Origin of the sequence: Algoriphagus sp. oki45, assembly GCF_036245605.1 — a bacterium.
Lineage (GTDB): Bacteria > Bacteroidota > Bacteroidia > Cytophagales > Cyclobacteriaceae > Algoriphagus.
Map to the genome: position 1 here is coordinate 948,907 of NZ_BTPC01000001.1, position 24,894 is coordinate 973,800.

Below are 24,894 nucleotides of genomic sequence, written 5' to 3' on the forward strand. Positions count from 1 at the left end.
TGAAATAGAAACCTTCTCCTTAGTTTAGTAAGGCATTCCACCCAAAACATAGCCTATGTCATCCAAAAACTACGCTTTTTTTGTCTCCATCACGGCCGCGTTAGGCGGCTTTTTATTTGGCTTTGATACCGCAGTCATCTCGGGAGCTGAGCGGGATATTCAGGAAGTCTGGCAGCTTAGTGATTGGATACATGGCCTGGCCATTGCCTCTGCACTCTACGGCACAGTGATCGGGGCGTTGTTTGGGGGTATTCCGGCTGACCGAATGGGCAGGAAAAAGAGCTTGCTTTGGATTGGTCTTTTCTACTTCATTTCTGCTTTGGGTTCTGCTATTGCTTGGGACATCACTTCCTTTACCCTTTTTCGATTCTTGGGTGGTTTGGGCGTAGGGGCTTCCTCCGTGGTAGCTCCGATGTACATTTCTGAGATAGCTCCAGCCAAAAACAGAGGTTTGCTGGTGGCGCTTTATCAGTTCAACATTGTATTTGGAATCGTCATGGCCTATGTGTCCAATTACCTGATCGGAACGGCCGGCTTGGCAGAGGACTGGAGATGGATGCTTGGAGTAGAAGCAATTCCTGCCTTGATCTATAGCATGATGATTTTCAGTATTCCGGAAAGCCCGAGATGGTTGATTGCCAAGTTCAATGATCAGATCAAAGCCAGAGAAATCCTCACCCGTACAGACCCAGACGGAGTCGATGAAGCCATACGCCTTGCCATAGCCGAAGAGAAAAATATGAAGCAAAAGGCTGGTTTTGGAGCTCTGTTTAGTCCCAGATTTTTCTCCAGTACCTTGTTGGCAGTGGTGATCGCTTTCTTCAATCAAGTCTCAGGAATCAATGCCATTATCTATTTTGCCCCGAGAATATTTGAGATGGCGGGGATTTCCACCGAAAATGCATTGATATCCACCATCGGAATCGGGCTGACCAATCTTTTTGCCACCTTCTTGGGACTGTATCTCATAGACCGGTTAGGGAGGAAAAAGCTCATGTATATCGGCTCCTTTGGCTATATCATTTCTCTGAGCTTGATGGCCTATAATTTTCTCGGTCCGGGAATTCCTTCATTTTGGCTTCCGATTTTTGTTTTTGGGTTTATCGCATCTCACGCTGTAGGACAGGGATCGGTCATTTGGGTATTCATCTCAGAGATGTTTCCCAATGAGCTAAGAGCCTCCGGTCAGTCATTGGGCTCGTTTACCCATTGGATTTTGGCAGCGGTCATCGCCAATGTTTTCCCCTTCTTTGCCAACAGTTTTGGACCGGGGTATATATTCGCTTTCTTCTGCGGGATGATGATTCTTCAATTGCTTTGGGTTTGGCTGAAAATGCCTGAGACCAAAGGAAGATCCCTGGAAGAAATTCAACAAGACTTACAAAAAAACCATGTCTAATCGCGTCGTAGTTTTCGGAGAAATGCTTTGGGACTGCCTTCCTTCAGGACCTGTAGCCGGAGGAGCTCCCATGAATGTTGCACTTAATTTGCACCAGTTGGGCCTGAATGTCCGGCTGATTTCAGCCGTGGGTGAGGACGAAGACGGAGATCGTCTCTTGGAATTTCTCAGCTCTTTCGGACTTCCTCTGGATTTTATCCAAATCAAGAAAAACCACCCCACTTCCAAGGTATTGGTAGACGACTCTGATCCAGAAAATATCAAATACAACATCCTTACCCATGTGGCCTGGGACTACCTGGAGTGGTCAGAGCAGCTAAGCCAGGCAGTAGAAAAGGCCGATGCATTTGTTTTTGGAACTTTAGGAGTTAGAAATCCCGAAAGTCTAAAAACACTACTCAAGCTGCTCCATCATAAGACTTTACGGGTTTTTGATGCCAATCTTCGTCCTCCATTTTATGATTTTGAGGTGATTGAGACCCTTTTGGGTTTTGCGGATATTTTGAAAATCAACGAGGATGAACTGGAGATTTTTGCAGACTATTTCAAAACAGAACCGACGATCTCCGGACTTTGTGAATACTTGGATCAGCATTTCCCCATGGACCTCATCTGCGTCACACGTGGATCCAAAGGAGCTGTCATTTACCAAAAAGGAAAAATCATTGAGCATCCGGGATATCAGGTGAAATTTCAGGATTCCATCGGAGCCGGAGATGCTTTTTTGAGTGGTTTTGTAAAAAAATATCTGGAGAAATCCACTCCCGAGGAAACTTTGGACTTTGCCTGCAAACTCGGCGGATTCGTTGCTACCCAAAAAGGTGGAACTCCGAAATACACCGAAGAGGAAGTCCTTCGGAAAATAAAGTAATCGGCTATTGCAAAACCTCCTTTAGCGTTGCGGTATTCATCCCAATGTGGTACCAATCGGATATCTCTAGCTCCAATATTCCCATCATTCCGGGACTCAAACCCCTGTAATCCCCGTCTGAAAGATGGGCCATCAGCAAACTGATCGTGGGATTGTGCCCTACAAGAAGGCAGGTTTGGACCTCAGCAGGTGTGTTTTCAAGCAAATTGACCAACACTTCCAAGGAGGCTGAATAGATTTCCTTCTCATAGATTTCCTCCTGTATCGGAAGGTATGCCTTAATGATCTCCGCCGTTTCTCGGGTACGGGTAGCAGAAGAACAGTACATTCTGTCGATGGTCAAGCCCCTGGATTTGAGCAGAATTCCGAGACGATGCAGACTTTCTTTTCCCCTTTGAGTCAGCTGACGCTGAAAATCTATCCCGTCAGAAAATCCCGCTTCACCGTGACGTAAAAGAATTAATTGCTTCATATTAAATTCGGTTTTCCTTAAAAATCAGTGAATTCAAGTCACAAATATCCAACCAAAACAGGTCCCTCAGGATTTATAATATTTGGAGGAGAAATAAAGGCCTTCTATTTTTAGCCCTTGATGACCGATCTCTCGTTATCTTAAATTTAGTTTTTTATGTCAAAAAATCTTGTAATCGTCGAGTCTCCCGCCAAAGCCAAAACCATTGAAGGCTATCTGGGCAAAGACTTTAAGGTAGTCTCCAGCTACGGACATGTCCGGGATCTGCCAAAAGGAGACAAAGCGATCGATATCAAAAACCGTTTCAAACCTACTTACGAGGTAACTGCTGATAAAAAAGAGGTGATCAAAAACCTCAAAAACCTGGCTAAAGATGCAGAGACGGTCTATCTCGCAAGTGACGATGACCGAGAAGGAGAAGCTATTTCTTGGCATCTCAAAGAGGTGCTCAAACTCGAAGAAGACCGTACCAAACGGATTGTATTCCGGGAGATTACCAAAAATGCCATCTCCAAAGCCATAGAAAACCCACGAGGTATTGATTATGACCTCGTCAATGCGCAGCAGGCCCGACGTATCCTTGACCGATTGGTGGGATTTGAACTTTCTCCCATCCTTTGGAAAAAAATCAAAACTGGCCTCTCAGCCGGTCGCGTACAGTCGGTAGCTGTCCGATTGATCGTGGAGAGAGAACGGGAAATCGAAGCGCATCAGGCTAAGTCTTCTTTTCGAATCACGGCAATTTTTGAAGTAGATGGAAAAACCTTTCAAGCCGAACTACCCAAGAAATTTGAGACCAAAGCAGAAGCAGAGGATTTCCTCAAGGCCTGTCTTCAGGCGGAATTCTCCGTTGCCAATCTGGAGAAAAAACCGGCCAAAAAATCCCCTGCCGCACCTTTTACTACTTCCACCCTTCAGCAGGAAGCATCCAGAAAGTTGTACTTCTCAGTAGCACAGACCATGTCGGTAGCCCAAAAGCTTTATGAAGCAGGGAAAATCACTTACATGCGTACCGACAGCACCAACCTATCCCAAGAGGCTTTGTCTGGTGCAAAAAATGCCATTGAAGCTTCCTACGGAACTTCCTATCACAAGTCCAGACAGTATTCTACCAAGAGCGAAAGTGCGCAGGAAGCTCACGAGGCTATCCGCCCCACGGACTTCTCTCAGAGTCAGGTTTCCGGTGACAGAAACGAGCAAAGGCTTTATGAATTGATCTGGAAGCGAGCGATTGCTTCTCAGATGTCCGACGCAGAACTCGAAAGAACCACCATCACCATCGGCATCTCCAACTCCCAGCTAAACTTGATAGCCAATGGGGAAGTGATCAAGTTTGATGGGTTTTTGAAAGTTTACCTGGAGGATACCGACGACGAACCGGAAGAGGACGATGCAGGAAACAAATCCTTGCTTCCTCCTTTGAGCATTGGACAGGATTTGAAGCTGAAGGAAATGAAAGGTCGGGAATCCTTTACCCGTGCAGCACCGAGATATACAGAAGCTTCTTTGGTTAAAAAACTGGAAGAACTGGGCATAGGGCGACCTTCTACCTATGCACCAACCATCTCCACTATCCAAAAGAGAGATTATGTGGTGAAAGAATCCCGGGACGGTACGCCGAGGAATTATGTGGAAATGATCATTTCCGGAGGAAATTTCAAAGAAGCTACTAAAACCGAAAACACCGGAGCAGAGAAAAACAAGCTCTTCCCCACCAATATAGCCATGGTAGTCAATGACTTCCTCGTGGAGCATTTTCCCAATGTGATCGATTTCAACTTCACCGCTAAGGTGGAAAAGGAGTTTGATGAAATTGCAGCCGGAGGACAGGATTGGCAGGATATGATTGATGGGTTTTATGGGAAGTTTCACCACAGCGTGGAAGAGACCGAGCAAGTCTCCCGTCAGGATGTCAATACCAGTCGTTTGATCGGTAAGCATCCAGAAAGTGGTAAAAATGTCTATGCCCGTTTGGGTCGCTTTGGTCCACTCGTGCAGATCGGAGAAAATGAGGATGAGGACAAGCAGTTTGCAAGTCTGAAAAAAGGGCAATTTATCGAAAATGTATCCATGGATGATGCCCTCGAGCTCTTCAAACTCCCTAGAGAGGTTGGCTATTTCGAAGACAAGAAGATGACCGCTGCCATTGGAAGATTTGGCCCTTACATCCGGCACGACAACGCCTTTTTCTCTCTCAAAAAAGAACAGGATCCCCTATCCATCACTGAGGGAGAAGCCATCGAACTGATCCAAGCCAAGCGGGAAGCAGATGCCAACAAATACATCAAAACCTTTGATGAAAATCCGGATATCCAAGTGCTCAACGGAAGATGGGGACCTTACATCAAGTTTGGCAAGAACAACTACAAGATTCCGAAAGGCAAAGAAGCCGAAAAGCTTACCTATGCGGAGACGATAGAGATTATCGAAGCCCAACCCGATGCAGGAAAGAAAAAAGGGAGGTTTGCCTCCAATAAAAAATAAATGCAAAAAGAGCGGCCCATCCTTCCTGAGCCGCTCTCATGTTGAATTAGTCATCCATCAATCCGATTCATGAAGCCGGACTTCTACTTTTCGGTCTTGATCTACCGAACCTTTGCTTGTTCCCCTTAAGATCAAACCTCCCACATCCGTCAGGATTTTTGATTCAGGGATTCCCTGAGAAATCAAGTAGGACTTTACTGAATCCACCCTTTTCTTTGAAATCTGCAGATTATAGGATACCGAACCGGTATTGTCTGCGAAGCCAATCAGTTCCACTTTTAGGTCTGGATCTCGATCCAAAAATCCTTTAATCTGGTTCAGTTTGGCTTTTTCCGACTCTGAAACTTCCGAACTGTTGACTCCAAAATAAATTTCAACCTTACTGGCGTTTAGCAAGACCACCTTCTCATTGACTACTGTATCCGGAGCTGCAGGCTGAGTTATGGACACTTCCTGATTGGCCAACACTGTCTGAAGGCTATCTATCAAAAGAGAATCCTGAAGAATTTGAGCTCTAAAGAGGGAATCCTGCCTTGCTTGAGCGGCATCTTCTTTCTTTTCCCCACTATTTTTGATTGCAGAGGTAGCGGCTACTGTACCCCCAACTAGCAAGGCATCCTTAAGTAGTTCATTATTTTTCTTTTCCAGCTTTTCCTGCTTCCTTCTGTTTTTCTCCAGCTTCTTGGCTGTTTTATCATCCATTGCTTCTGTATTTACCTCAATTTCCTGGGGCTCTTGGGAAACAGGTTCATACTGCTGAGGCTCAGGAATTTTGGAGGCAAAGGCCATAATCATTGCCGAATCTCTCTTTGCCTGAGCCTGAAGCATCTCTGAGCGGAACTTATCCATTTCCTCCTCAAATTCGTCCCGGGTCATCGTTCCATCGGCAGATCTAGAGGCAGGTGATGATTTAACAGAAGTACTGTCCAAATAAATCTGGGTTTGCCCTTTTCCTGTATACATGATCCTGCTCACCTGACCGGGATAAATCAACAATTCTCTGGTCATTGCAGCACTGTCAAGAACTTGAGTCTGCCCCTGACTTTGGACTGCTCGGATCGAATCCAATTTGAACTGAATCTGAGAATCCAGGGTATTCAAGCTGGTTATTTTCCCCATTTCGGTCGACCTTTCAGTTTCTAAACTTCTAAGTCTTGTAGCTGTCACCTCTTCGGAAACCAAGGTATCTCTTCTGGCCATGGCAATAGTTTCATCGTATTCCTCCAAGGCCTGTTGGGAACGGAGGATTTCAATCTGAAGAACTTCCCTCTCTCTACTCAATGAATCCTGCAAGATCTCCAATTGAGTTAATGCCGCCGAATCCAAGGCTGTACTATCTTTCCAAGTCTGATTGGCGGTCCAAGATGGCAATTGGATCACGGTGAAATAATTATTGGTCACTCCAGCAGCCTTGACGGCAATTGAGGAATCAGACTCAGCCATTTGCTGCTTGGAAAGCTCTGAAGGCACAAAAGTATAGCGCGGAGTGACTACAGGAGGATTAAATGCCTCTTTTCGTGCACCTATACTGAATTTAACTCCGATTCCGTGGTAGAGATACCAATCTCCTCTCCGATTCTCAAGGCCTCGATTATCTCCTGGACCGGCTACATTGGTTCCCGGTTTGGCGGCATATTCCTGAAACTGGCTCGTGTAGGAGGATCGATAAACTCCAGACACATCATCCAGGTAATCCGTTGCTGCACGCTTGAAATCAGACTGAGCAAAAATCTCTATGCCTTTGGCCACTCTAAATCGAAATCCCAATCCCAAATGGGCATAAACTGTGCTTTTCCGGTATCCCCCATCCAATTCAGTTTCCAATTCCCGAAGATTCGTTTCAAAGGTCCCATCAGGGATTACATTGGGATTAGTATAGTCGTATCGATCGCCATTTTCATCCAAAAGATCACCGTATACATTGAAAAATTGCATCCCAAGACCCAACACTAAGTAAGGTGCAAAGAAGGATTTGCCTGATAGCAACCAATTATTATCCGGCTTAAATACAAAAGAAAAACCAGCATCGTACAAATTGGTCTGAAAATTCAAGGCCCGATCAAAGTTCTGACCTTCAAGGAAAAGCGTTCCGTCGTTTTGGACAAATCGATCCCCAGATCCAAACTGATAACTACCCGCCGTCAGCATCAATCCCACAGAATTTCCAAGGGCATATTCTGCAGAAATCTGGTAAGAAAGATTTTCAGAGTAGTGAGTATACCTCTTGTAAAGTTTGGTAAACTGGTCAAAATTATTGATTCCCAAAGGCCGGATATCCCCAAAATAATTGGTAGTCCCTGCACTGAACCCAAATCTCCATTTGTATCCGTATTGCTGTGAAAATGCTGGAGAAAGGAAAATAAGGGCAAGCAAAACTGTCAAAAACTTTTTCATCTGCTTATCTTTTATTTCCTAAGCCCAACCAAATCCTAAACTCTGCGCTAACTCCCACAAAAGGATGAAAAGACTGCGTTTTGGAGCCGTCCAATCGCTCAGTGGTAAGAAAAGCCCCACCGGCATTGAGCCGGAAAAACCGGAAAAAATTATACCCCAATCCCACATAGACAGGTCTGTCCAACAAGGGTCCGGTGATTTCTTCGCCTAAAGAATTTTCAATGTTGCCAGATACAAAAGCTCCGGCGCTGAAGGAAACATTACTCAGAAATTTGGTGAAGGTCCTATTTCCGAGAGGAAAAGAAAATCCCACATAGGGACTGTGGACAAACTCCTGCTGAGGAAGATTTTTGGAAAGAGAAATCAACCCGTAGCCCGCATTGAGCAAGAGGGAATTGGGTTTCTTTTCTGTCGGGTAATTTTGAAAAGATTTTTCACCCACTCTTACCATCATATTGGTGGTCAGGTATTGATCCACTTCCGCACTGATGATAGCCAGCAGCTCATCCAAATACTGCCTTGCATAGACTGCCCGGGCATTGTCTCCTTCAGCCACTCCAGTAGCATTGAACTTTGCCTTTCCCATTCTGAGTCGCTTTCGCTGCTCCAGCTTGTCCCGGGTAAGGTCTGAAAAGCCCGGAAACCTCACCCCATTGGGCGTCTCAAAATAGTAGGCTCCCCGATCTACAATCACTCCCATATTGGTCAGAATCTGCTCATCCGAATCCTCAAAATGAATTCCTCCTTTCTTGACAGTGACAATGGTATTTAAATAATTGCTGATATTGGTGGTGATCAATTCCCTCAGCTCCTTGACTTCATCCACACCTGCTTTTTGGTAAAATCCAAAATCCATGTGATAGTCCTCATTGGACCGAAGCTCGTCTTCTACCAAAAGCTGAAAATCCAACTTTTTGTAGCCAAAAGGGGGTGTCCAAAAATAGGTCTGTCCCGATTTCTCGGATTTTTTGGAAGGATAGAGCGACACTTTGACCATTTCAACTTCTTTGGGAATGGATCCTCGGATGTAGAATTTTTCCTCTGAAGGCAGAGGTTTACCTCCGTTGATTTTGTTTTGAATCAGGTCCAAACTGATCGTGGTGAGAGCCTCCTGACCCCTTACTCCTTCAGCCATGAATAGGACTAGGAATAAAAAACATAGGATTGTTTTCATCATAAAATGTTGGTGGTTAGTAAAGAAAAGTTACAAATAAGAACCGGGTATACGAAAGAACCTAAAATGGGACTTTGTACTCATTTAGGAAAAAGCAACACCAAAACTGCTCTCCAGCCCCAATCGGCCTTGCCTCCTTCCGGTGCTGCCAAGTTTAGCCTAGGGCCGACAGCAAACTGAATTTTTTGAGAGCCCAGGGCAGTCACCCCACTTACCGTGGGATTGAGCCAAAGGGTCGTTTGGTCGGAAATCCAGTTTTGGGTCCACTCCAGATTGCCTCCCAGACCGGCACCCGAAGCCCAGTTGTAGACCAAAAAAGGCTGGACAAAGAGCTGACTGACCTCAGGCCTATCCGGATCTCCGGCTACCGACCAGATTTGATTGGCTAAAGCTCCCACCGTCCATCCGTTGAACTGCTTCAAGGCCACAGCAGTAGGTCCCATTCCGAATTTATTTGTGGTCAAGAAATCATTGGTGCCCACGGGAAGCAGAAATGCTGGTCCCACGCCCCAGGTGAGTTTTTCTGAATTCTTGGGGGAAAAGAAGGCAGAAAGCACGGCATCTCCCAGCCCGGATTGCTTTTGCCCCTCCCCGGTAATATTGTATTGGGTAATGATCGGCAAAACCACCCGCGTAATCATGTTGAGATTTTTGCCGACAGAAACGGGAACCACCGGCTGAAAATTGAGTGTATTTCTTGTGCCTGAGAAAGCCCCTATGCCATAGTCGGTGTTATTCTGAAACGGAACCGAAATCAGGGAAGAAACTGGATTTGCGAGTTTTTTGGCCAGTTCCGCTGCATCATCCTGTGCAAAAGCAGAGAAAGCGAGACCAAAAACGAAGGGGAAAAGAAATAGATTTTTCCGCATTGGATAAAAGAAAAACATTAAAATCTTATCAAATATAAGGAATTCTAATGATGAAAATAAAAAGTGAGAAGGCCACTTTTTCTATTCCCTTGGACGATTCAAGGGTTCGAATCCCTACTTGAAAAATTGAAAAACTTGAAGCCTAGAAGATTGACCTAACGTAAAGTAGGAAGGGTATAAAGTTTAACCGAACTGGTTCAAGTCTGCTGATTTACCCTCAGCAGGCTTGGACCAATCAAAATATGAACCTTATCTACGACTGAAAATGAAATGCACGGTGCATTTTTCAAAATCACCATCCCCATCAAAATCATATTCTCCGCTGCCTTCCCCACCATTCAGAGAAAATATGCCCCCATCGTAAGTGTGCGCATATACCTCGTACTCTTCGGGGAGTTTATCCCATCTTATGGCAAAGCGGTAGGTTTGTTGCCACTCTTCCCAAAACATTTCTCCACTGACCGTGTAGGCATCCCGGTTAATTGGATCAACTCGTAGGGTAAACCGACCATTGGTTTGTACACTCATGCTGACAGTCCCTCCATTTTCTACCACATCCACAGAGAGCGAACTCACACTATATTGGGCTTTCGTGGCTTCCCAGTTTCCGGCCAGTTCACTGATTTTGAAAGAACCTTCTTTTACAAGTACCTCTTCCATGTCCTCCTGAGAACACGAAAAGGCCAGTGAGATAAACATCATCACCAAGAGACTTTGGAATAGTTTCATAGGTAAAGAATTTAGAGGTTTAACAAATTCAAATCCTTCCTATAAAGTATCCAGTTCCTCGAAGCTTTACTATGAGATTTATCACTTAGCAAGTTTTTTCAAGCTGAAAGTCAGATGGAAACCTAAGTTCAGATTAGACACTCCTCTGTGCGAAGTTGGCAAGACAAGCGAGCAGTTTAAATCTCCCATGGTTCAAGTCTCCTGACCTGCCTGCAGCAGGAGGGCCTGCCTGATGCAGGCGGGCCTGCCCGATACAGGCGGGCCTGCCCGATGCAGGCGGGCTTGGACCCAACAGAGAGGATTTTTTTGGCTAAAGCCCCATGGGAATCAAAACCTAAGAAGGGAACGGGCTAAAGCCGCATTCCTATTCAAATGCCAATTTTATTTGAATTGTGTTGCCTCCTGCTTCAGCTGGAGGCTAAAATAAGGAGAAAAAAATTTGATGGGCTTTAGCCCAATTGGTTCAATTCCGCCTGGAGGACGGACAGGTCTTCTGACCTGCCCGCAGCAGGGGAACGACTACGAAGCAATATCAAAAGAAAGAATTGGGCTAAAGCCCGATGAAACAAAAATCCTCTGGTTTGAATGGGCTAAAGCCACATTCCAATTCAAAAACAGGTACCATAGCTTTTAATTGCCTCCTGCTTCAGATGGGAAAAATTGAATTGCCTCCTGCTTCAGATGGGGAAAAATTGAATTGCCTCCTGTCCCGATTTTTTCGGGACGGAGGCAAAGAATCAAGCACCCTAGTTTCCGGACTTTAGCCCAATCATTTTAAACAGAGAGGAACCGACCCGGTACGGGTCAAATATTGGTAGAAAACAACAATCGATCTATCAATCCGATCCGCCGCGGCGGAGTCGAATAAATAATCTCAATCTTTAATTCTACCAATAGGACATCCCTACGGGATGAATTGAACTTGTGGCTTCTAAGGAAGAAATCTGGGGGAATTACAAATTCTTTAAAATATAAAAGCAGAGACTTCGCTTTGACCGACGCTTAATCTACACTCTGAAAGGGGGAAGGAATGCCACATTCCCATTCATAGCCGATAGGTTTCAAAACCGACCCAGAATGGGTCAAATGTTTATAGGAATCGGAAATAGTGAAAGGGTTCGACCCACACGGGGTCGGATGGAAAATCCACACGTCTTTGGCTATAAACATTCAATCCCTTCGGGATTAGGATGGAAGTACAAATTCCAAAAAATAAAAGGGCTGAATTACAAATTACACCCAGCGTCAACAGAACCTCAAAGTTGATTGGCAATAGACTACGCCTAGGTCGGTCAGGGAAGAAGAACTCCTCCAACTCCCTGAGTAAAAGAAAAATTGCCGGATTACACTTAACACATGGGCCGGATGCGAAAGCGTCCGGCTTTTTTTGTGGCATAGCTTCCCCACAAGACTAGGTACCTCCCTGCACAAGCAAACTCCCCTGGAAGATTACTCCCTTTTCTTGGATAAAAAGAAAACCGCTTCGCCTCCGAATCCAAACTTTTCATCTAAAAGACGAACACGCTTCCCGATTTGCTGAAATTTTTCACCCAAGTGCCGAAAGAGTTTATCAATTCTTCGAAAAGAGCGAGCAAAACGGTAAACCGGTTTCCCAAACTGCCGAACTTTTTCACCGAATAGTCGAACCGGTTCGCTGATTTGCCGAAAAGGTTTCTCTCCGAGGCGAACTAGTTGAGAAAAAAGGCAAACTGGGGTACTTCGGAAGTGGGTAGGGGTACTTCCGAAGTACCCCCTCCCCTCATTGCGAGCCTGTCTGCCAACGAGGCAGGAAGGAGGATCGACTACGATGCAATATCCAAAGATAGAATTGGGCTAAAGCCTCATGTTACAAAAATCCTATAGTTTGAATGGGCTAAAGCCACATTCCAATTCAACAACAGGTACCCTAGCTTTTAATTGCCTCCTGCTTCAGATGGCGAAAAATTGAATTGCCTCCTGCTTCAGCTGGGGAAAAATTGAATTGCCTCCTGTCCCGATTTTTTCGGGACGGAGGCAAAGAATCAAGCACCCTAGTTTCCGGGCTTTAGCCCAATCATTTTAAACAGAGAGGAACCGACCCGGTACGGGTCAAATATTGGTAGAAAAGAATGGTCTATAGATCAATACGATCCGCCGTGGCGGAGTCGAATAAATCCGGGTGTCAAATTTTTTCTACCCAAAGGACATCCCTACGGGATGAACGATCTTGATGAAAAAGCCAAACAGGAATTGCATCCACACAGTTGTACGGGATCCAAAGGATATAAAGGCGGAGTTACACCCGTACAGCAGTCCGGACTCCGCTTAAACCAACGCTTAATCTAAATTCAGACGGTGGATTGTTAATATTTGTAAACAACTTTGGCGCCCATGTTTCTTACAGTCTTTATACTGTATTTGTTGAAACTATTATCTAATACCTTGCTTAATTTATTTTTAATGTCTTTCTTTGCTTCTGATTCAGCGTTTTTTGTATTCTTAGATTCATGAATTTCAAAATATATATTATTTTTATTAAATTTTAAAATTAGAGAGTCGATGTCCGTAACCATTCTTTTACTTGGTGGTTGAGAGTAGTCATAAATAATTATTCTATTAAGACATGCAATAATAACTCCATCAAATTTCCTAGATACACCTTTTTGTAATTGAAGCAACTCATGTTTCCTATCTAAATCTTTCTCTAAATTTATGGATTTATTAAGTTGACTTGTCAGAATATCCAATCCATCAGATATTTTTACACCAAAAAAATTATATTCATCGTTAATATGATGTTCTATATCGAAATAATATCTTTCTTTAAAATGAAACCTTAAAAATGACCAAAGAATGGATTTATATGTTTGTAAATTCTCTTTTTTTACTTTTTCAATTGCAATATTAGATAATTCTTTTTTTAGAGCCTCAACAATGTCTTTATAGTATTCTCGTGAATTAAACTCTTTTCCTAACCTACTTATTATTGGTTTGTATTCATCAATGCTTTGGTCTATTGTTCCTAAAATTTGTCTGTCAAGAACTCCCTCTATGTTTTGCAAATATTTTACCATGTGAGATTTATTAAACTTGTTTTTTGAAAAGTAAAAATCGAAAAAATAGTCTTTAGAAAATGGATTAATATCAACTGATGCTTCAGCTATTTCTGATAATTCTCTTCTTATTGTAAGCGCTGTTCTTAAGATTTCAGAGAATTTTGATTTTTCAACATATTTGGAATTTAATTTAACTCTTAAAAAGTGGGAATAATTACAATTAAAATCACTAGATAATCCTAGGTGAATCGCATTTTCAATTGCCAATTTAAAAGACTCAACATTTGTCAATTTGTACAGACTTAAATTCGCTTTAATTTCATAATCCCTTTGAAACAATTGACTTTGTTCATTTAAGTATAAAGTTTCATATAAAGAAGACAGAATAGGGTTTAAAATCAAATCTATTGTTGATTCATTATATCTGTTTTCTGTAAAATTGTAAGACAATATTATTGAAAGTATATCTATGTTTATTGGAAGTGATGAATTCCTTGAATCTAAAGATATAATACAAACGTTTCTTATGATTCGATATATTGATCGTAATTGTTGAGATTTTACTCCATTTGCTATATTTTCTATTTCCTTAATGGGTAATAATAATATTTTATAAATATTTAGCAATTTTTCACGTAAGAATATTTGTTTCTTTGTGTTTTTAAAAATTCTATATATAGATAGAACATGATGGAAATTCACATAATCAAAATCTTCAATAACTTTACTTGAAAATCTTTTTAAATCCTCATCTTTAATAGAATTTATTAAAAAATTTTTAAATTTTTTACTTTGTGTGCAATGTAATAAAATTGATTTTTCATCGCCAATAGTATTTTTGCAATGTCCAAAATTTGATAAAAGAATCCATGTTTTAATTATATCATTACCAAAAAATTCTTCCTTATTAATTGTAATGCTACCTTGAGTATTACTTGTTCCTTTATTGTTATTGTCTATTATTTCGGAAATAACGCATTGTAAAATTAAATATTCCCATCTTGAATGATTAATTCCGACAAATGCTTTTGATATTAACCCTAAATGTGGGGTTTCTTTTTGTCTTTCTATCTCATTTGTACTTTCATATAAATTAAATACAATCTTAGATATTTCTAAAAAATTCACTGATACTTTTCCAAATAATGATATGTTTTCTTCAATCCTCATCTCTCACCCCCTTCCACAATCCTAATCTCCTCCTCGGTCAATCCATACAACTCATACACCAAGGCATCGATCTCCCGGTCGATGCGGTCGATGTCCGTTTGCAGGGCTTTCCACTGCCTGAATCTCCCTCCAGCTGAGCAGAGTTGCCCCATTAAAGAATTTTGAAAAAAGCATTGCTTCATTTTTTATACAGTTTCTCGGGTCTTTTAAAAATTACTTCCTAAATATAGAACATCGCTGAAAACTAAAAAGTAGGAATTAGTATTTCCGCCAAAAAACTTGTGAATCCTTAGTTGCTTTTTGTCCCTGCCGGGGATATTTTGCTATTTTTCAGCTTCTATCTTATCTCTTGGCCCATGTCCCGAAAAACCCTCCTCGTCCTCTCCGGTGCCGGAGTCTCTGCCGAAAGCGGCATCCGGACCTTTCGCGAATCCAATGGCCTCTGGGAAAATCATGACGTGATGGAAGTAGCATCCCCCGAGGGCTGGAAAAGAAACCGGGCCCTGGTCCTTGACTTCTACAATCAGCGGAGAAAGCAGGCCCGGGACTGCCAGCCCAATGCCGCTCACCTCGCCCTTGCCCGACTAGAGCAGCATCTCCAAGTCAAAATCATTACCCAAAACGTGGATGACCTCCACGAGAGGGCGGGTTCCTCTTCGGTACTCCATCTGCACGGGGAACTCCGCAAGGCCCAAAGCACGCTTGACCCCAAATTGGTATATGACTTGGATCATTGGGAAATCAAGGAAGGGGACAAATGCGAGAAAGGGAGTCAGTTGAGGCCTTTTATCGTCTGGTTTGGGGAGGCAGTACCCATGATGTATCCGGCGATGGAGTGGATGGAAAGGGCTGATTTCGTGCTGATCATCGGCACCTCTTTGCAAGTCTATCCAGCAGCCAGTCTGATTGACTATGCTCCGGCTCATGCCAAAAAGTACCTAATTGATCCCAATCCTCCGGGGAGTTATTTACGATCAGTTGAGGTAATCCCAGAACCTGCCACGGTGGGGATTCGGAGATTTGAGGAGATGATTTTGAGGGAAATTGAATCTTGATTTACGATTTACGACACTTCGACTCCGCTCAGTACAGGTTTACAAGATTAAATCGAACTCCAGCCATTTATTGGTATAGATCAAACTTTTTAACCCCCCTAGCCCCCCTCTAGGGGGGAATTACTCAATCTGGCACTTCAGGCCTATTCTTACAACTTTACCACTTTTCAACTTTTCAACTTCGGTCTTCCGTCTCCCATCATCCGTCTTCCGTCTTCCCACATTTCACCCCCCCTAGTCCCTCCCGAATCAAGTTCGGGACAGGCTCTAGAGGGGGGAGTTGCCGAATACTGCACCTCAGGCCTATTCTTACAACATTACCACTTTCCAACTTTCCAACTTTCCAACTTCGGTCTCCCGTCTCCCATCTTCCGTCATCCAAATCTTCCCCTTTCAACCTTCCACTCTTTCAATCTTTTTCCCTAGATTAAATGCCCAAACCTAAAGTAATTACTGAAAGAAATGAAGCGGAAAGTAGCGATAATCGGAGCAGGACCATCTGGAATCACTGCCCTGAAGAATTTGCTGGATCAGGGAATAGAAGCCGTAGCCTTTGACCGAAATCAGGACGTAGGCGGCAACTGGATCTATTCGGAAGACGAAAGTCATTCGAGTGTCTTTGAGACCACTCACATCATCTCTTCCAAGACGCTCTCGCAATATGCCGACTTTACCTTTGACGAATTTGACTCTGAGGCGGCGGATTATCCATCTCACGACACCCTGAGAAGGTATTTTCAGGCCTATGCAGCCAAATTCAACTTATATCCCCATATCCGCTTTGGCACTATGGTCAAGCACTGCCAATGGATCGATGAAAATACGTGGGAAATCACTACCGAGAAAGACGGAGTCATCAGCAAGGAACTCTTCACCGACCTTGCGGTAGCCAATGGACATCATTGGAAGCCGCGATATCCTGAATATCCGGGAGAGTTTACCGGAGAATTCCTCCACTCCCATCATTTCAAAAAAGCTGCTCCTTTTGAAGGTAAGCGGGTTTTGGTCATCGGAGGGGGCAACTCCGCCTGCGATGTGGCTGTGGAGACCAGCCGAGTTTCCGAAAGTACCGCTATCAGCTGGAGAAGAGGATATTGGATCGCACCGAAGTTCTTTTTTGGTAAACCATCAGACAAAGTGGCCGAAGGCACCAAGTGGCTCCCGGTCAAAGTACGATCCTTTTTCAATGAACTCTTGCTGAAGTTTTTCTGGGGAGATTATAAAAACTACGGCTTGAGGCCCATCACCGTGCCTTTTGGCGCCACACATCCCACGATCAATGATGAGCTGATGCACAAAATCCGTCACGGGAAAGTCAAGCCCAGAATGGACATCAAAAAGTTTGAGGGGAAAAAGGTCATTTTCGAAGACGGAAAAGAGGAGGAATACGACTCGGTGATCGCCTGCACGGGTTATTGGCTAAGCCATCCTTTCTTTGACCCGGATTTTATTGACTATTCCAAAGGTCCCGTGCCGCTGTATCTGAAAATGTTCCACCCGACCATCACTAATCTATATTTTATCGGTATGTTTCAGCCTTTGGGCTGTATCTGGCCTGGAGCAGAGCTGCAGAGCAAGCTGATGGCGCAGGAACTCATCGGCAAGTGGAAACGACCAAAAAATATCAAGGAACTCTGTGAACGGGAGGTTTCGCATCCTCATTACCAACAGATCGACACCCCAAGACATACAATTACGGTTGATTATCACCTGTTTGTCAAGGCGCTGAAAAAGGAGCTGCCTGCTGATTTTGTGTCCAAAACTCCGGTTTCGGCCCGGGAAAATCTGCTCCAATCCTCCTAATCTTATGAATCGGAAAATCAAATACCTTGGATACGGATTGGTTTTCTGGTTCCTGCTTTTTTTGGTTTGGGAGTGGACCAAAAGTCACCCCAAAGTCAGGCTGAGTCCTGTGAGTTTTCCCCAAAATAAGGAAGATAAACTGGATTCTCTATTTGCACAGAGTCTCGCCGAATTCCTCATACCCGGCTTGGCTGTGGGAATTGTCCGCAAGGGAAAAGTAGAGTATCTGAAAGCATTTGGCTTTGAAAATCTGGACACTAAAGACAGCATGGAGCTGAATAGCCGGATTCCCGTGGCCTCGATTTCCAAACTTTTTACAGCCTTAGCCTTGGCTCAAGCAGGGATTGAGGAAGGGTTTACATTGGAAACTCCCCTGGAAGAGCTTTTCCCCAAGGAAGAAAGGGCCGTAGACGCTTTGGGTTCTGTCACTTTGGCTCAACTTCTTACACATACCTCAGGATTCAAAGATCCCGGATTGTTTACCCGGCTTTTTCACAGAGAAAAAGACCAGCCCCTTTCTCAGGTTATTAATCAAATCCCCAAAAAACGGGGTCCTGAGGATTCCATGCACTATGCTGATATTAATTTTGACCTTCTTGGCTATGGACTGGAAAAGAAGAGACCCCGGCCTTTTGAGGAAATTTTGAGCGAATCCACTCTTTTAAAAGCCGGCATGAAGCATTCCGACTTTGTCTTGGAATGGCCAGAAACCGACAATCCCATCCAAGGGCATGAAAAGACCTTTCTTTGGAAACGCATCCAAGCCAATAAAATCCGCTTTGAGCGAAGTCCCTCCCCTTCTTCCGGCCTGGTGACGACAGCTGAAGATTTGGCGGTGGCCTTGGTTCATTTGGGCAGGGGAAAGATGGGCGACTTTCAAAAAGAGTTGGACTGGTTGACGCTTCCCTCAGGAAAATTGGCTGGATTCCAACATTTCCGTCTCCATGGTCAGGAATTTACCGGACACTATGGAGGTCAGGCAGGCTACAGCTCGCTATTTGCCTATTCCTACGAACTGGAAACGGGCTTTTTTCTTCTCAGTAATGCAAAAGACATCTCAGATCACAGAAAAAAAATTGCAGAAACCCTTTTAAAAACCCTTTTTCCCAATCCATGAAAATCTCTTTTCCTGATCCTCTCATCATTCTTTTATTTTTTATCCTTCTGGCCGGTGCAGCTACCTATTTGATTCCCTCGGGGAGTTTTGAAAGGGTTGTCAATGAAGAAACCGGCCGAGAAGTCGTGGTACCGGGAAGCTTTCATTCGATTGAGGATATCAATCCGAGCTTGGGAGACATTATCCTGTCCATTCCCGAAGGTGTGATCAACGGTGCCGACATTATCGTGCTAATTCTCTTTTTAGGAGGAGCTTTTTTCATCGTGGAAAAGACCGGAGCATTACAAGCGGGTATTGAATCCCTGATTTACACTTTCCGCAATTCCCAATTCTTGCTGTTTTATCTTTTGGGGCTGGTTTTCGCTTTTGGCGGGGCCTCGATTTCCATGCAGGAAGAGATCATCCCCATGGTGCCAATTATGGTGGTTTTGGCCCGAAAGCTCAATTATGACCTCAGGTCCATTGTCGCACTGACTCTAGGGTCTGCCTTAGTGGGAGCGGCATTTTCCCCGATCAATCCTTTTGTTGGTTTGCTGGCGCAAAAAATAGCCGAATTGGAGCCATTTTCTGGATCAGTTTTCCGGATTGGATTTTGGCTGATTGCTGTCTTGGGATGGATTACATTTCATCGATTGGCAGGCAAAAAGAAGGGAGAAATCAGTCTGGAAGGCGGTCTCAAACCCAGCCCAATCTCAGGCAGCAATGCCCTGATTCTATTCTTGGCCTTCGGTGGAATCGGCCTGATGGCCTATGGGATTACCGTGTGGGACTGGGGATACAATGAGATGTCGGCTTTGTTTTTCGTGGTAGGAATAGCTTGCGGACTGATCGGAAAAATGGGCCTCAACGGTACTGCAAGAGCCTATGTACAGGGATTCAGGGAGATGATCTTTGCGGGAATTATTGTTGGCTTTGCTAGGAGTATTTTCGTCATTCTGGAAAAAGGGGCCATTATAGACCCGATTATCCAGGGCCTTTTCTCTCCACTGGAAAACCTTCCCAATTCGGTAGCGGTCATTGGCATGTACATCAGTCAGGCCCTGATTCATTTGCCTGTGCCGAGTACATCCGGTCAAGCTGCGCTGACCATTCCTTTGGCCGCCCCACTTACAGACCTACTTCAGATCAGCCGGCAGGTTTCCGTGCTTACTTATCAGTATGCAGCAGCCCTGATGGATGTCATCACTCCGACCAATGGGGGAATGATGGCGATCATTGCCGCCGGTGGAATCAATTACAAGGATTGGATGGCTTACATTTGGAAAAGCTGGGTTTTTATCAGCATTTTCGCAATCGCCATCTGCCTTTTGGGCATCCTTTGGTTTGGCTGATTCAAAAAAAATAATCTTACTCATGCATATCAACGATCACGAACCTTTACTCCCTTACCTTCCCCAAGCTGACCGCTACGATCGGATGAACTACCGCTTTTGCGGAAATAGCGGACTGAGACTTCCAGAAATCAGTCTCGGTCTTTGGCACAATTTCGGGCACAATGCCGATTTCACTTTAGGAAGAAAAATCCTGAGAAGAGCTTTTGATTTGGGAATTTGTCATTTTGATCTAGCCAATAATTACGGGCCTCCTTTTGGATCAGCGGAGGAAAACTTTGGAAGAATCCTCAAAAAGGACTTTCTCCCCTATCGGGATGAGCTGCTCATCTCTTCCAAAGCTGGCTGGGATATGTGGCCGGGACCTTATGGGAATTTTGGTTCCAAAAAATACCTCATTGCCAGCTGTGACCAAAGCCTGAAGCGGATGGGATTGGACTATGTGGACATCTTTTACCATCACCGACCTGACCCGGATACGCCACTGGAAGAGACCATGGGCGCTCTCGCCCAACTGCACCGTCAGGGAAAAGCGCTCTACGTGGGGATTTCACAATACTCTGCCGAAGATACCGCCAAAGCCTATGATATTCTGGCTTCTATGGGTGTGCCATTGCTGATTCATCAGCCCCGATACAGCATGCTGGATCGCTGGGTGGAAAACGGCCTTTTGGATGTCTTGGGGCAAAAAGGAATAGGTAGCATTGCCTTTTCTCCTTTGGAGCAAGGCCTTCTCACAGATAAGTATCTCAAAGGAATCCCGGCTGATTCTCGGGCAGCCAAAGATGGACGCTACCTCAAACCCGAGCAAATCGCTTCAGAGAAGCTCAATCTCATATCTCAACTTAACGAGATTGCAAAAAAAAGAGGGCAAAGTCTAGCTCAAATGGCTATCGCTTGGCTTCTTAAAGACCCCCGAATCACCTCCGTATTGATCGGTGTGTCCAAGCCTGAGCAACTGGATGATAACGTGGCTGCGGTAGCGAATACGAAATTTTCCTCTGAAGAAACCAACCTAATTCAATCCATCCTCAAAGGCTGATGCCCAAAATTCACTCACAAAGAAGTGCCCTGATTCTGATCGTCATCGCTCAGTTTTTGGGCACTTCTCTATGGTTTGCAGGCAATGCTGCGGCTCCGGAATGGGAAGTACTTTTGGGAAAAGAAGGCATTGTGCCCATGCTCACCTCGGTGGTCCAATTGGGCTTTATCTCTGGAACTTTTCTCTATGCTTTAGGGTCCATTCCTGATCGGTATTCTCCCGTGGACGTATTTTTCTTCAGTGCGGTATTGGCCTCTTTGTCCAATCTGCTGATTTTGATTCTTCCTTTTTCCTATACCTCTTTGCTGGTTTTCCGATTTCTGGTGGGCTTTTTTTTGGCGGGGATTTACCCCGTGGGGATGAAGATCGCGGCAGATTACTTTGAAAAAGGGCTGGGTGTAGCTTTGGGTTTTTTAGTCGGAGCATTGGTCTTGGGCACCGCATTTCCCTTTTTGCTGAAAGGATTGGGAATCACTATTTCTTGGAAAATCATCCTCTTCGCCACTTCTTTGCTGGCCATCTTAGGAGGAGCATTAATTGGCTTTCTGGTCCCCAATGGTCCCTTTCGCAAGAGTAATCCCAAATTTGACCTAGGCCTCCTTCCCCAACTCGCCAAAAACAATGCCCTGAAAGCCTCCGCCGGAGGATATTTCGGACATATGTGGGAGCTATATACCTTTTGGGCTTTTCTTCCAGCTTTGATTTTGGCCTTGACTCAAGATACTGCTTCCTCTTCCCAATCCTCCTTTTGGACTTTTTTGGTCATTGCCTCCGGAGGTGTTTCCTGTGCCTTAGGGGGTCAGATTGCATTGAAAAAAGGAAGTAAACAAGTCGCTCTTTTCAGTCTGATTGGTTCGGGCTTATGCGGGGTGATTCTTCTGATTTTCCCTGGGGTTTCAGGCTTTTGGGTATTGCCCTTTTTGTTGGTTTGGGGCTTGCTGGTGACTGCGGATTCTCCCCAATTTTCCACCTTAGTTGCCCAAAGTGTCTCACCTGAACACCGAGGCACCGCCCTGACTTTGGTTAATTCACTGGGATTTGGACTTACGATTGTCAGCATTTACCTGACCACTTGGCTAATTGCTGAGCTAGGTGTGCGGACTGCTCTGGGCTTACTTGCTATTGGACCAGTGGTAGGAATTTTAATTTTCTTCTGGTTCAAAAACTCCAAAAAGTAAACCCAAAATCATAAAAAAAGGCCTCAATCGAGGCCCTGTAGCGCGAGTCGACCGGACTTGCTATCTAACTACGTTTTCCAAAGTGGCAAGGTAAATCCATTTTTGATCACGAGAGCTTAATCCTTCATTGACAGCTTTTCTCTGCTCATCGGTCTGATTCATATCCTCATAGGCCTGAGCGTTGAAAAACTGCATGTAATCCTTGTACAGATTTACAGTGAGATGGGTGGAAGAAGCTTCCGAACCCAAAGGTAGTGCAGATCTCAGAAAGCTCCAATGCCCCATCAGCCCACGATCAATTCTATTTTGGTGTATGGGTTTGAATACTTCAATTTCAGCTTTTTCATAATCTCCATATCGGCCCTCTACTGCCTTCATTAAGTCAAATGAAGCCAACACTCCCTGCTTAAACTGGAATTGATCTTCAGTGGCAGCCAATACCTTCATGTAAAGCCTCATGGGCAATTCACGCATGGTGAGAGATTGCTGGAAAAGCTGTCTTACTTGTGTGTCCGAAAGATGGGGATAAGCGATTTTGGTGTATTGAATCATTTCTTCGTCGGCAATTCCATTCATCATCTTCACCGGATCGTTGTAATAAGTCACCATGATGTACTGAAAATCACCACCATCGGCCCCATTTTGAAGCGACCAAAAATCCCACCCATTAATCACTTTATCATTGAAAGCCTGCCGGTAAACCTTTTCGAGAAGGTCTTTGAATTCGATGTAATCAAAGAGTTGGTCTTTTTCCACTTTGATAAAATCGAACACCATGTATTGAGTTTGTTGAGCGCGAGTCACACCCGCCCAGAGCAACCCAACAACCAAGAGCATGAGTATCTTTTTCATAATTCAAGGGGTTAAGGGTTTATTGTGCTAGAGATAATTTAAAAAATAATTCTGCAAAAACGGAATTTTCAGAATAAAAATATTTTTTGAGCAATATTTCCCATCGAAATAGAATGTAAATAAAGTATTGCCAAAAATGTAATTTTTCTAACATCCTTGGCAAAAGCTTAGTATTTTGCCAATCAAAACCATAAAACCATGAAAGAAATATCAAGAAGAGCTTGGCTGAAATCAGCCTCTTTGGGAAGTGGGTTGGCACTCTTGGGAGCTTCGGGGATTGCCTCCTCTCTAAGTGCAGAGGAAATCCGCAAGTTTAACCCAAGGCCTCTGGCCGGTCCTATTCGACTTGGCTCCAATGAAAATCCTTATGGACCATCTGAAAAAATGAGGCAAGCCATGGTCAGTGCATTTGATAATGGATGCCGGTATCCCTGGGCCTACAATAGCTCCCTCGTCAAAATGATCGCTGAAAAAGAAGGGGTTCCGGAAAACTATATCGTACCTGTTGCCGGATCTACTGAAGGCCTGAAAGTAGCCGGAATTACCTTTGGACGGGGAGGAGAAATCATCTCCTGTGCTCCTACTTTCCTCTCAATGATGGAGTATGCTGAGCTATGGGGAACAGAGATCAACTGGGTTCCTTTGAACAAGGATCTGGACTTTGATTTGGAGGAAATCGAAAAGAGAGTTTCCCACGAAACTCGCCTAGTGTTCCTATGTAACCCCAACAATCCGACAGGAAAACTCCTTCCTGCACAAAAAGTCATGGATTTCTGTGAAACTGTAAGCAAGAGAGCGGTGGTTTTCAGCGATGAGGCTTACTATGACTACATCACCGAGCCCAATTACCCATCCATGGTAGAACTGGTGAAAAAAGGACACGATGTGGTCGTGTCACGCACACTATCCAAAGTATATGGACTGGCAGGGATCCGCCTTGGGTATCTAATAGCCAAGCCCGAATTGGCAGATAAGTTGAAAGACCGGGTGGTAGCCAATACCAATATCATGGCTATCGAGGCAGGAAAAGCAGCCCTGATGGACAAGGAATTCTACCAATTTGCCCTTCAAAAAAACAAAGAGGCTAAAGCATTGCTGACTCAGACCTTGGATGAGTTGAAGCTTCCCTATCTGGAATCCCATGCCAACTTTGTCTTTTTCCAATCCGGAAGAGACATTGTCGAGCTTAATAAAACCATGGCTCAAAAAGGATTTATCATAGGCCGTCCTTTCCCTCCTCTAAATGATTGGTGCAGAATTTCTACCGGAACCATCGAGGAAGTGACTCTATACAATCAAGCGATTAGGGAAGTACTGGGCTGATGGTACCCCGCGATTTGATTTTGGAAAATGAAAAAGTCCTGCTTCGTCCTATGACCAGGCAGGACTTTCCTTTGCTTCAGGAAATCACTTTACCTGCGAGCCTGTGGACCTATTTCACGCATGACCTCAGTATCCCTGAGGATTTTGAGGCTTGGGCTAAACCTCATTTTGCAGAGGAAAGACTTCAATTTGTGGTTTTCGATAAAGAGAAAAATCAGGTAGCCGGAGCCACTGCATTTGGAAATTTTTCGCCAAGAGACAGTAGATTGGAAATCGGCTGGACTTGGCTGGGAAAATCATTCCATGGCAGCGGAATCAATCGGGAAATGAAAGGCTTGATGTTGGATTATTGTTTTGACACCTTGGATTTGGAGCGGGTGGAGATCAAAACTGATGTGCTGAATCAATCGGCAAGAAAGGCTTTGATCAAGTTGGGAGCCAAGGAAGAAGGAATTTTGCGCAGCCATACCCAAATGATTTTAGGAAGGCGTAGGGATACTATTTATTATAGCTTTTTGAAAGGAGAATGGCCAAGAGAGAATCGATAAGGAAACAATTTGTTTGGATTTTTGCTTTTGAAATGGAATTAGAAAAGA

At 44.2% G+C, this 24,894-nt stretch carries 21 protein-coding genes; 12 read left to right on the forward strand and 9 right to left on the reverse strand.

The window, feature by feature from the left end; genetic code table 11:
- Nucleotides 1-55: 55 nt before the first annotated feature.
- Both AAA942_RS04130 and AAA942_RS04135 read left to right on the forward strand, forming a co-directional pair.
- Nucleotides 56-1,399: a sugar porter family MFS transporter gene (locus AAA942_RS04130; protein ID WP_338218968.1), complete on the forward strand. Its 1,344-nt coding sequence runs from the start codon at nt 56-58 to the stop codon at nt 1,397-1,399.
- Nucleotides 1,392-2,270: a carbohydrate kinase family protein gene (locus AAA942_RS04135; RefSeq protein ID WP_338218969.1), complete on the forward strand. Its 879-nt coding sequence runs from the start codon at nt 1,392-1,394 to the stop codon at nt 2,268-2,270. The genes AAA942_RS04130 and AAA942_RS04135 overlap by 8 nt, the downstream gene beginning before the upstream one ends.
- A gap of 4 nt (nt 2,271-2,274) precedes the next feature.
- On the opposite strand, the gene AAA942_RS04140 is transcribed toward AAA942_RS04135, so the two are convergent.
- Nucleotides 2,275-2,742: a SixA phosphatase family protein gene (locus AAA942_RS04140; RefSeq protein ID WP_338218970.1), complete on the reverse strand. Its 468-nt coding sequence runs from the start codon at nt 2,740-2,742 to the stop codon at nt 2,275-2,277.
- A 156-nt stretch (nt 2,743-2,898) separates the two neighbouring features.
- On the opposite strand from AAA942_RS04140, the gene topA reads away from it, so the two are divergent.
- Nucleotides 2,899-5,226 carry a type I DNA topoisomerase gene (topA, locus tag AAA942_RS04145; RefSeq protein WP_338218971.1) on the forward strand — a complete coding sequence of 776 codons (2,328 nt, stop codon included), beginning with the start codon at nt 2,899-2,901 and terminating at the stop codon, nt 5,224-5,226.
- Between the two features lie 57 nt (nt 5,227-5,283).
- Here the strand turns inward: topA and AAA942_RS04150 are convergent, their stop codons facing one another.
- From AAA942_RS04150 to AAA942_RS04170, 5 genes are all read right to left on the reverse strand, one after another.
- A complete protein-coding gene (locus AAA942_RS04150) occupies nt 5,284-7,620 on the reverse strand; it encodes an OmpA family protein (protein WP_338218972.1) in 2,337 nt (778 codons plus the stop codon).
- A 4-nt stretch (nt 7,621-7,624) separates the two neighbouring features.
- The gene (locus tag AAA942_RS04155; RefSeq protein WP_338218973.1) at nt 7,625-8,794 is read right to left on the reverse strand and encodes a hypothetical protein; all 1,170 of its coding nucleotides are present in this window, start codon (nt 8,792-8,794) and stop codon (nt 7,625-7,627) included.
- A gap of 80 nt (nt 8,795-8,874) precedes the next feature.
- Nucleotides 8,875-9,663: a hypothetical protein gene (locus AAA942_RS04160; RefSeq protein WP_338218974.1), complete on the reverse strand. Its 789-nt coding sequence runs from the start codon at nt 9,661-9,663 to the stop codon at nt 8,875-8,877.
- A 249-nt stretch (nt 9,664-9,912) separates the two neighbouring features.
- Nucleotides 9,913-10,392, reverse strand: a complete 480-nt coding sequence (locus AAA942_RS04165) for a hypothetical protein (RefSeq protein WP_338218975.1) — start codon at nt 10,390-10,392, stop codon at nt 9,913-9,915.
- Nucleotides 10,393-10,525: 133 nt separating this feature from the next.
- Nucleotides 10,526-10,684, reverse strand: coding sequence for a hypothetical protein (locus AAA942_RS04170; RefSeq protein WP_338218976.1), 159 nt, complete (start codon nt 10,682-10,684; stop codon nt 10,526-10,528).
- A gap of 1,904 nt (nt 10,685-12,588) precedes the next feature.
- Between AAA942_RS04170 and AAA942_RS04175 the strand changes: the two genes are divergently transcribed.
- Nucleotides 12,589-12,717, forward strand: a complete 129-nt coding sequence (locus tag AAA942_RS04175; protein ID WP_338218977.1) for a hypothetical protein — start codon at nt 12,589-12,591, stop codon at nt 12,715-12,717.
- A 17-nt stretch (nt 12,718-12,734) separates the two neighbouring features.
- On the opposite strand, the gene AAA942_RS04180 is transcribed toward AAA942_RS04175, so the two are convergent.
- Together AAA942_RS04180 and AAA942_RS04185 are read right to left on the reverse strand one after the other, a co-directional pair.
- Nucleotides 12,735-14,597 (reverse strand): hypothetical protein, encoded by a 1,863-nt coding sequence (locus AAA942_RS04180; RefSeq protein ID WP_338218978.1) that lies wholly within the window; start codon nt 14,595-14,597, stop codon nt 12,735-12,737.
- Nucleotides 14,594-14,749, reverse strand: coding sequence for a hypothetical protein (locus tag AAA942_RS04185; protein WP_338218979.1), 156 nt, complete (start codon nt 14,747-14,749; stop codon nt 14,594-14,596). The genes AAA942_RS04180 and AAA942_RS04185 overlap by 4 nt, the downstream gene beginning before the upstream one ends.
- Before the next feature lie 204 nt (nt 14,750-14,953).
- Between AAA942_RS04185 and AAA942_RS04190 the strand changes: the two genes are divergently transcribed.
- From AAA942_RS04190 to AAA942_RS04215, 6 genes are all read left to right on the forward strand, one after another.
- Nucleotides 14,954-15,652, forward strand: coding sequence for an SIR2 family NAD-dependent protein deacylase (locus AAA942_RS04190; protein WP_338218980.1), 699 nt, complete (start codon nt 14,954-14,956; stop codon nt 15,650-15,652).
- A 462-nt stretch (nt 15,653-16,114) separates the two neighbouring features.
- The gene (locus AAA942_RS04195) at nt 16,115-17,455 is read left to right on the forward strand and encodes a flavin-containing monooxygenase (RefSeq protein ID WP_338218981.1); all 1,341 of its coding nucleotides are present in this window, start codon (nt 16,115-16,117) and stop codon (nt 17,453-17,455) included.
- Nucleotides 17,456-17,459: 4 nt separating this feature from the next.
- A complete protein-coding gene (locus AAA942_RS04200) occupies nt 17,460-18,572 on the forward strand; it encodes a serine hydrolase domain-containing protein (RefSeq protein WP_338218982.1) in 1,113 nt (370 codons plus the stop codon).
- Entirely contained in the window at nt 18,569-19,903 is a 1,335-nt protein-coding gene (locus tag AAA942_RS04205) for a YfcC family protein (protein ID WP_338218983.1), read from the forward strand. The genes AAA942_RS04200 and AAA942_RS04205 overlap by 4 nt, the downstream gene beginning before the upstream one ends.
- Nucleotides 19,904-19,925: 22 nt before the next feature.
- Nucleotides 19,926-20,945, forward strand: a complete 1,020-nt coding sequence (mgrA, locus tag AAA942_RS04210; RefSeq protein WP_338218984.1) for an L-glyceraldehyde 3-phosphate reductase — start codon at nt 19,926-19,928, stop codon at nt 20,943-20,945.
- Nucleotides 20,945-22,123 carry an MFS transporter gene (locus AAA942_RS04215; RefSeq protein WP_338218985.1) on the forward strand — a complete coding sequence of 393 codons (1,179 nt, stop codon included), beginning with the start codon at nt 20,945-20,947 and terminating at the stop codon, nt 22,121-22,123. The genes mgrA and AAA942_RS04215 overlap by 1 nt, the downstream gene beginning before the upstream one ends.
- Before the next feature lie 60 nt (nt 22,124-22,183).
- Here AAA942_RS04215 and AAA942_RS04220 read toward each other — a convergent pair whose 3' ends face one another.
- On the reverse strand, nt 22,184-22,975 hold the full coding sequence (locus tag AAA942_RS04220; protein ID WP_338218986.1) for a hypothetical protein: 792 nt from the start codon (nt 22,973-22,975) through the stop codon (nt 22,184-22,186).
- Nucleotides 22,976-23,173: 198 nt separating this feature from the next.
- Between AAA942_RS04220 and AAA942_RS04225 the strand changes: the two genes are divergently transcribed.
- Both AAA942_RS04225 and AAA942_RS04230 read left to right on the forward strand, forming a co-directional pair.
- Complete coding sequence (locus AAA942_RS04225; RefSeq protein WP_338218987.1) at nt 23,174-24,298, forward strand: pyridoxal phosphate-dependent aminotransferase; 1,125 nt, start codon at nt 23,174-23,176, stop codon at nt 24,296-24,298.
- Entirely contained in the window at nt 24,298-24,846 is a 549-nt protein-coding gene (locus tag AAA942_RS04230; protein WP_338218988.1) for a GNAT family N-acetyltransferase, read from the forward strand. The genes AAA942_RS04225 and AAA942_RS04230 overlap by 1 nt, the downstream gene beginning before the upstream one ends.
- Nucleotides 24,847-24,894: the final 48 nt, after the last annotated feature.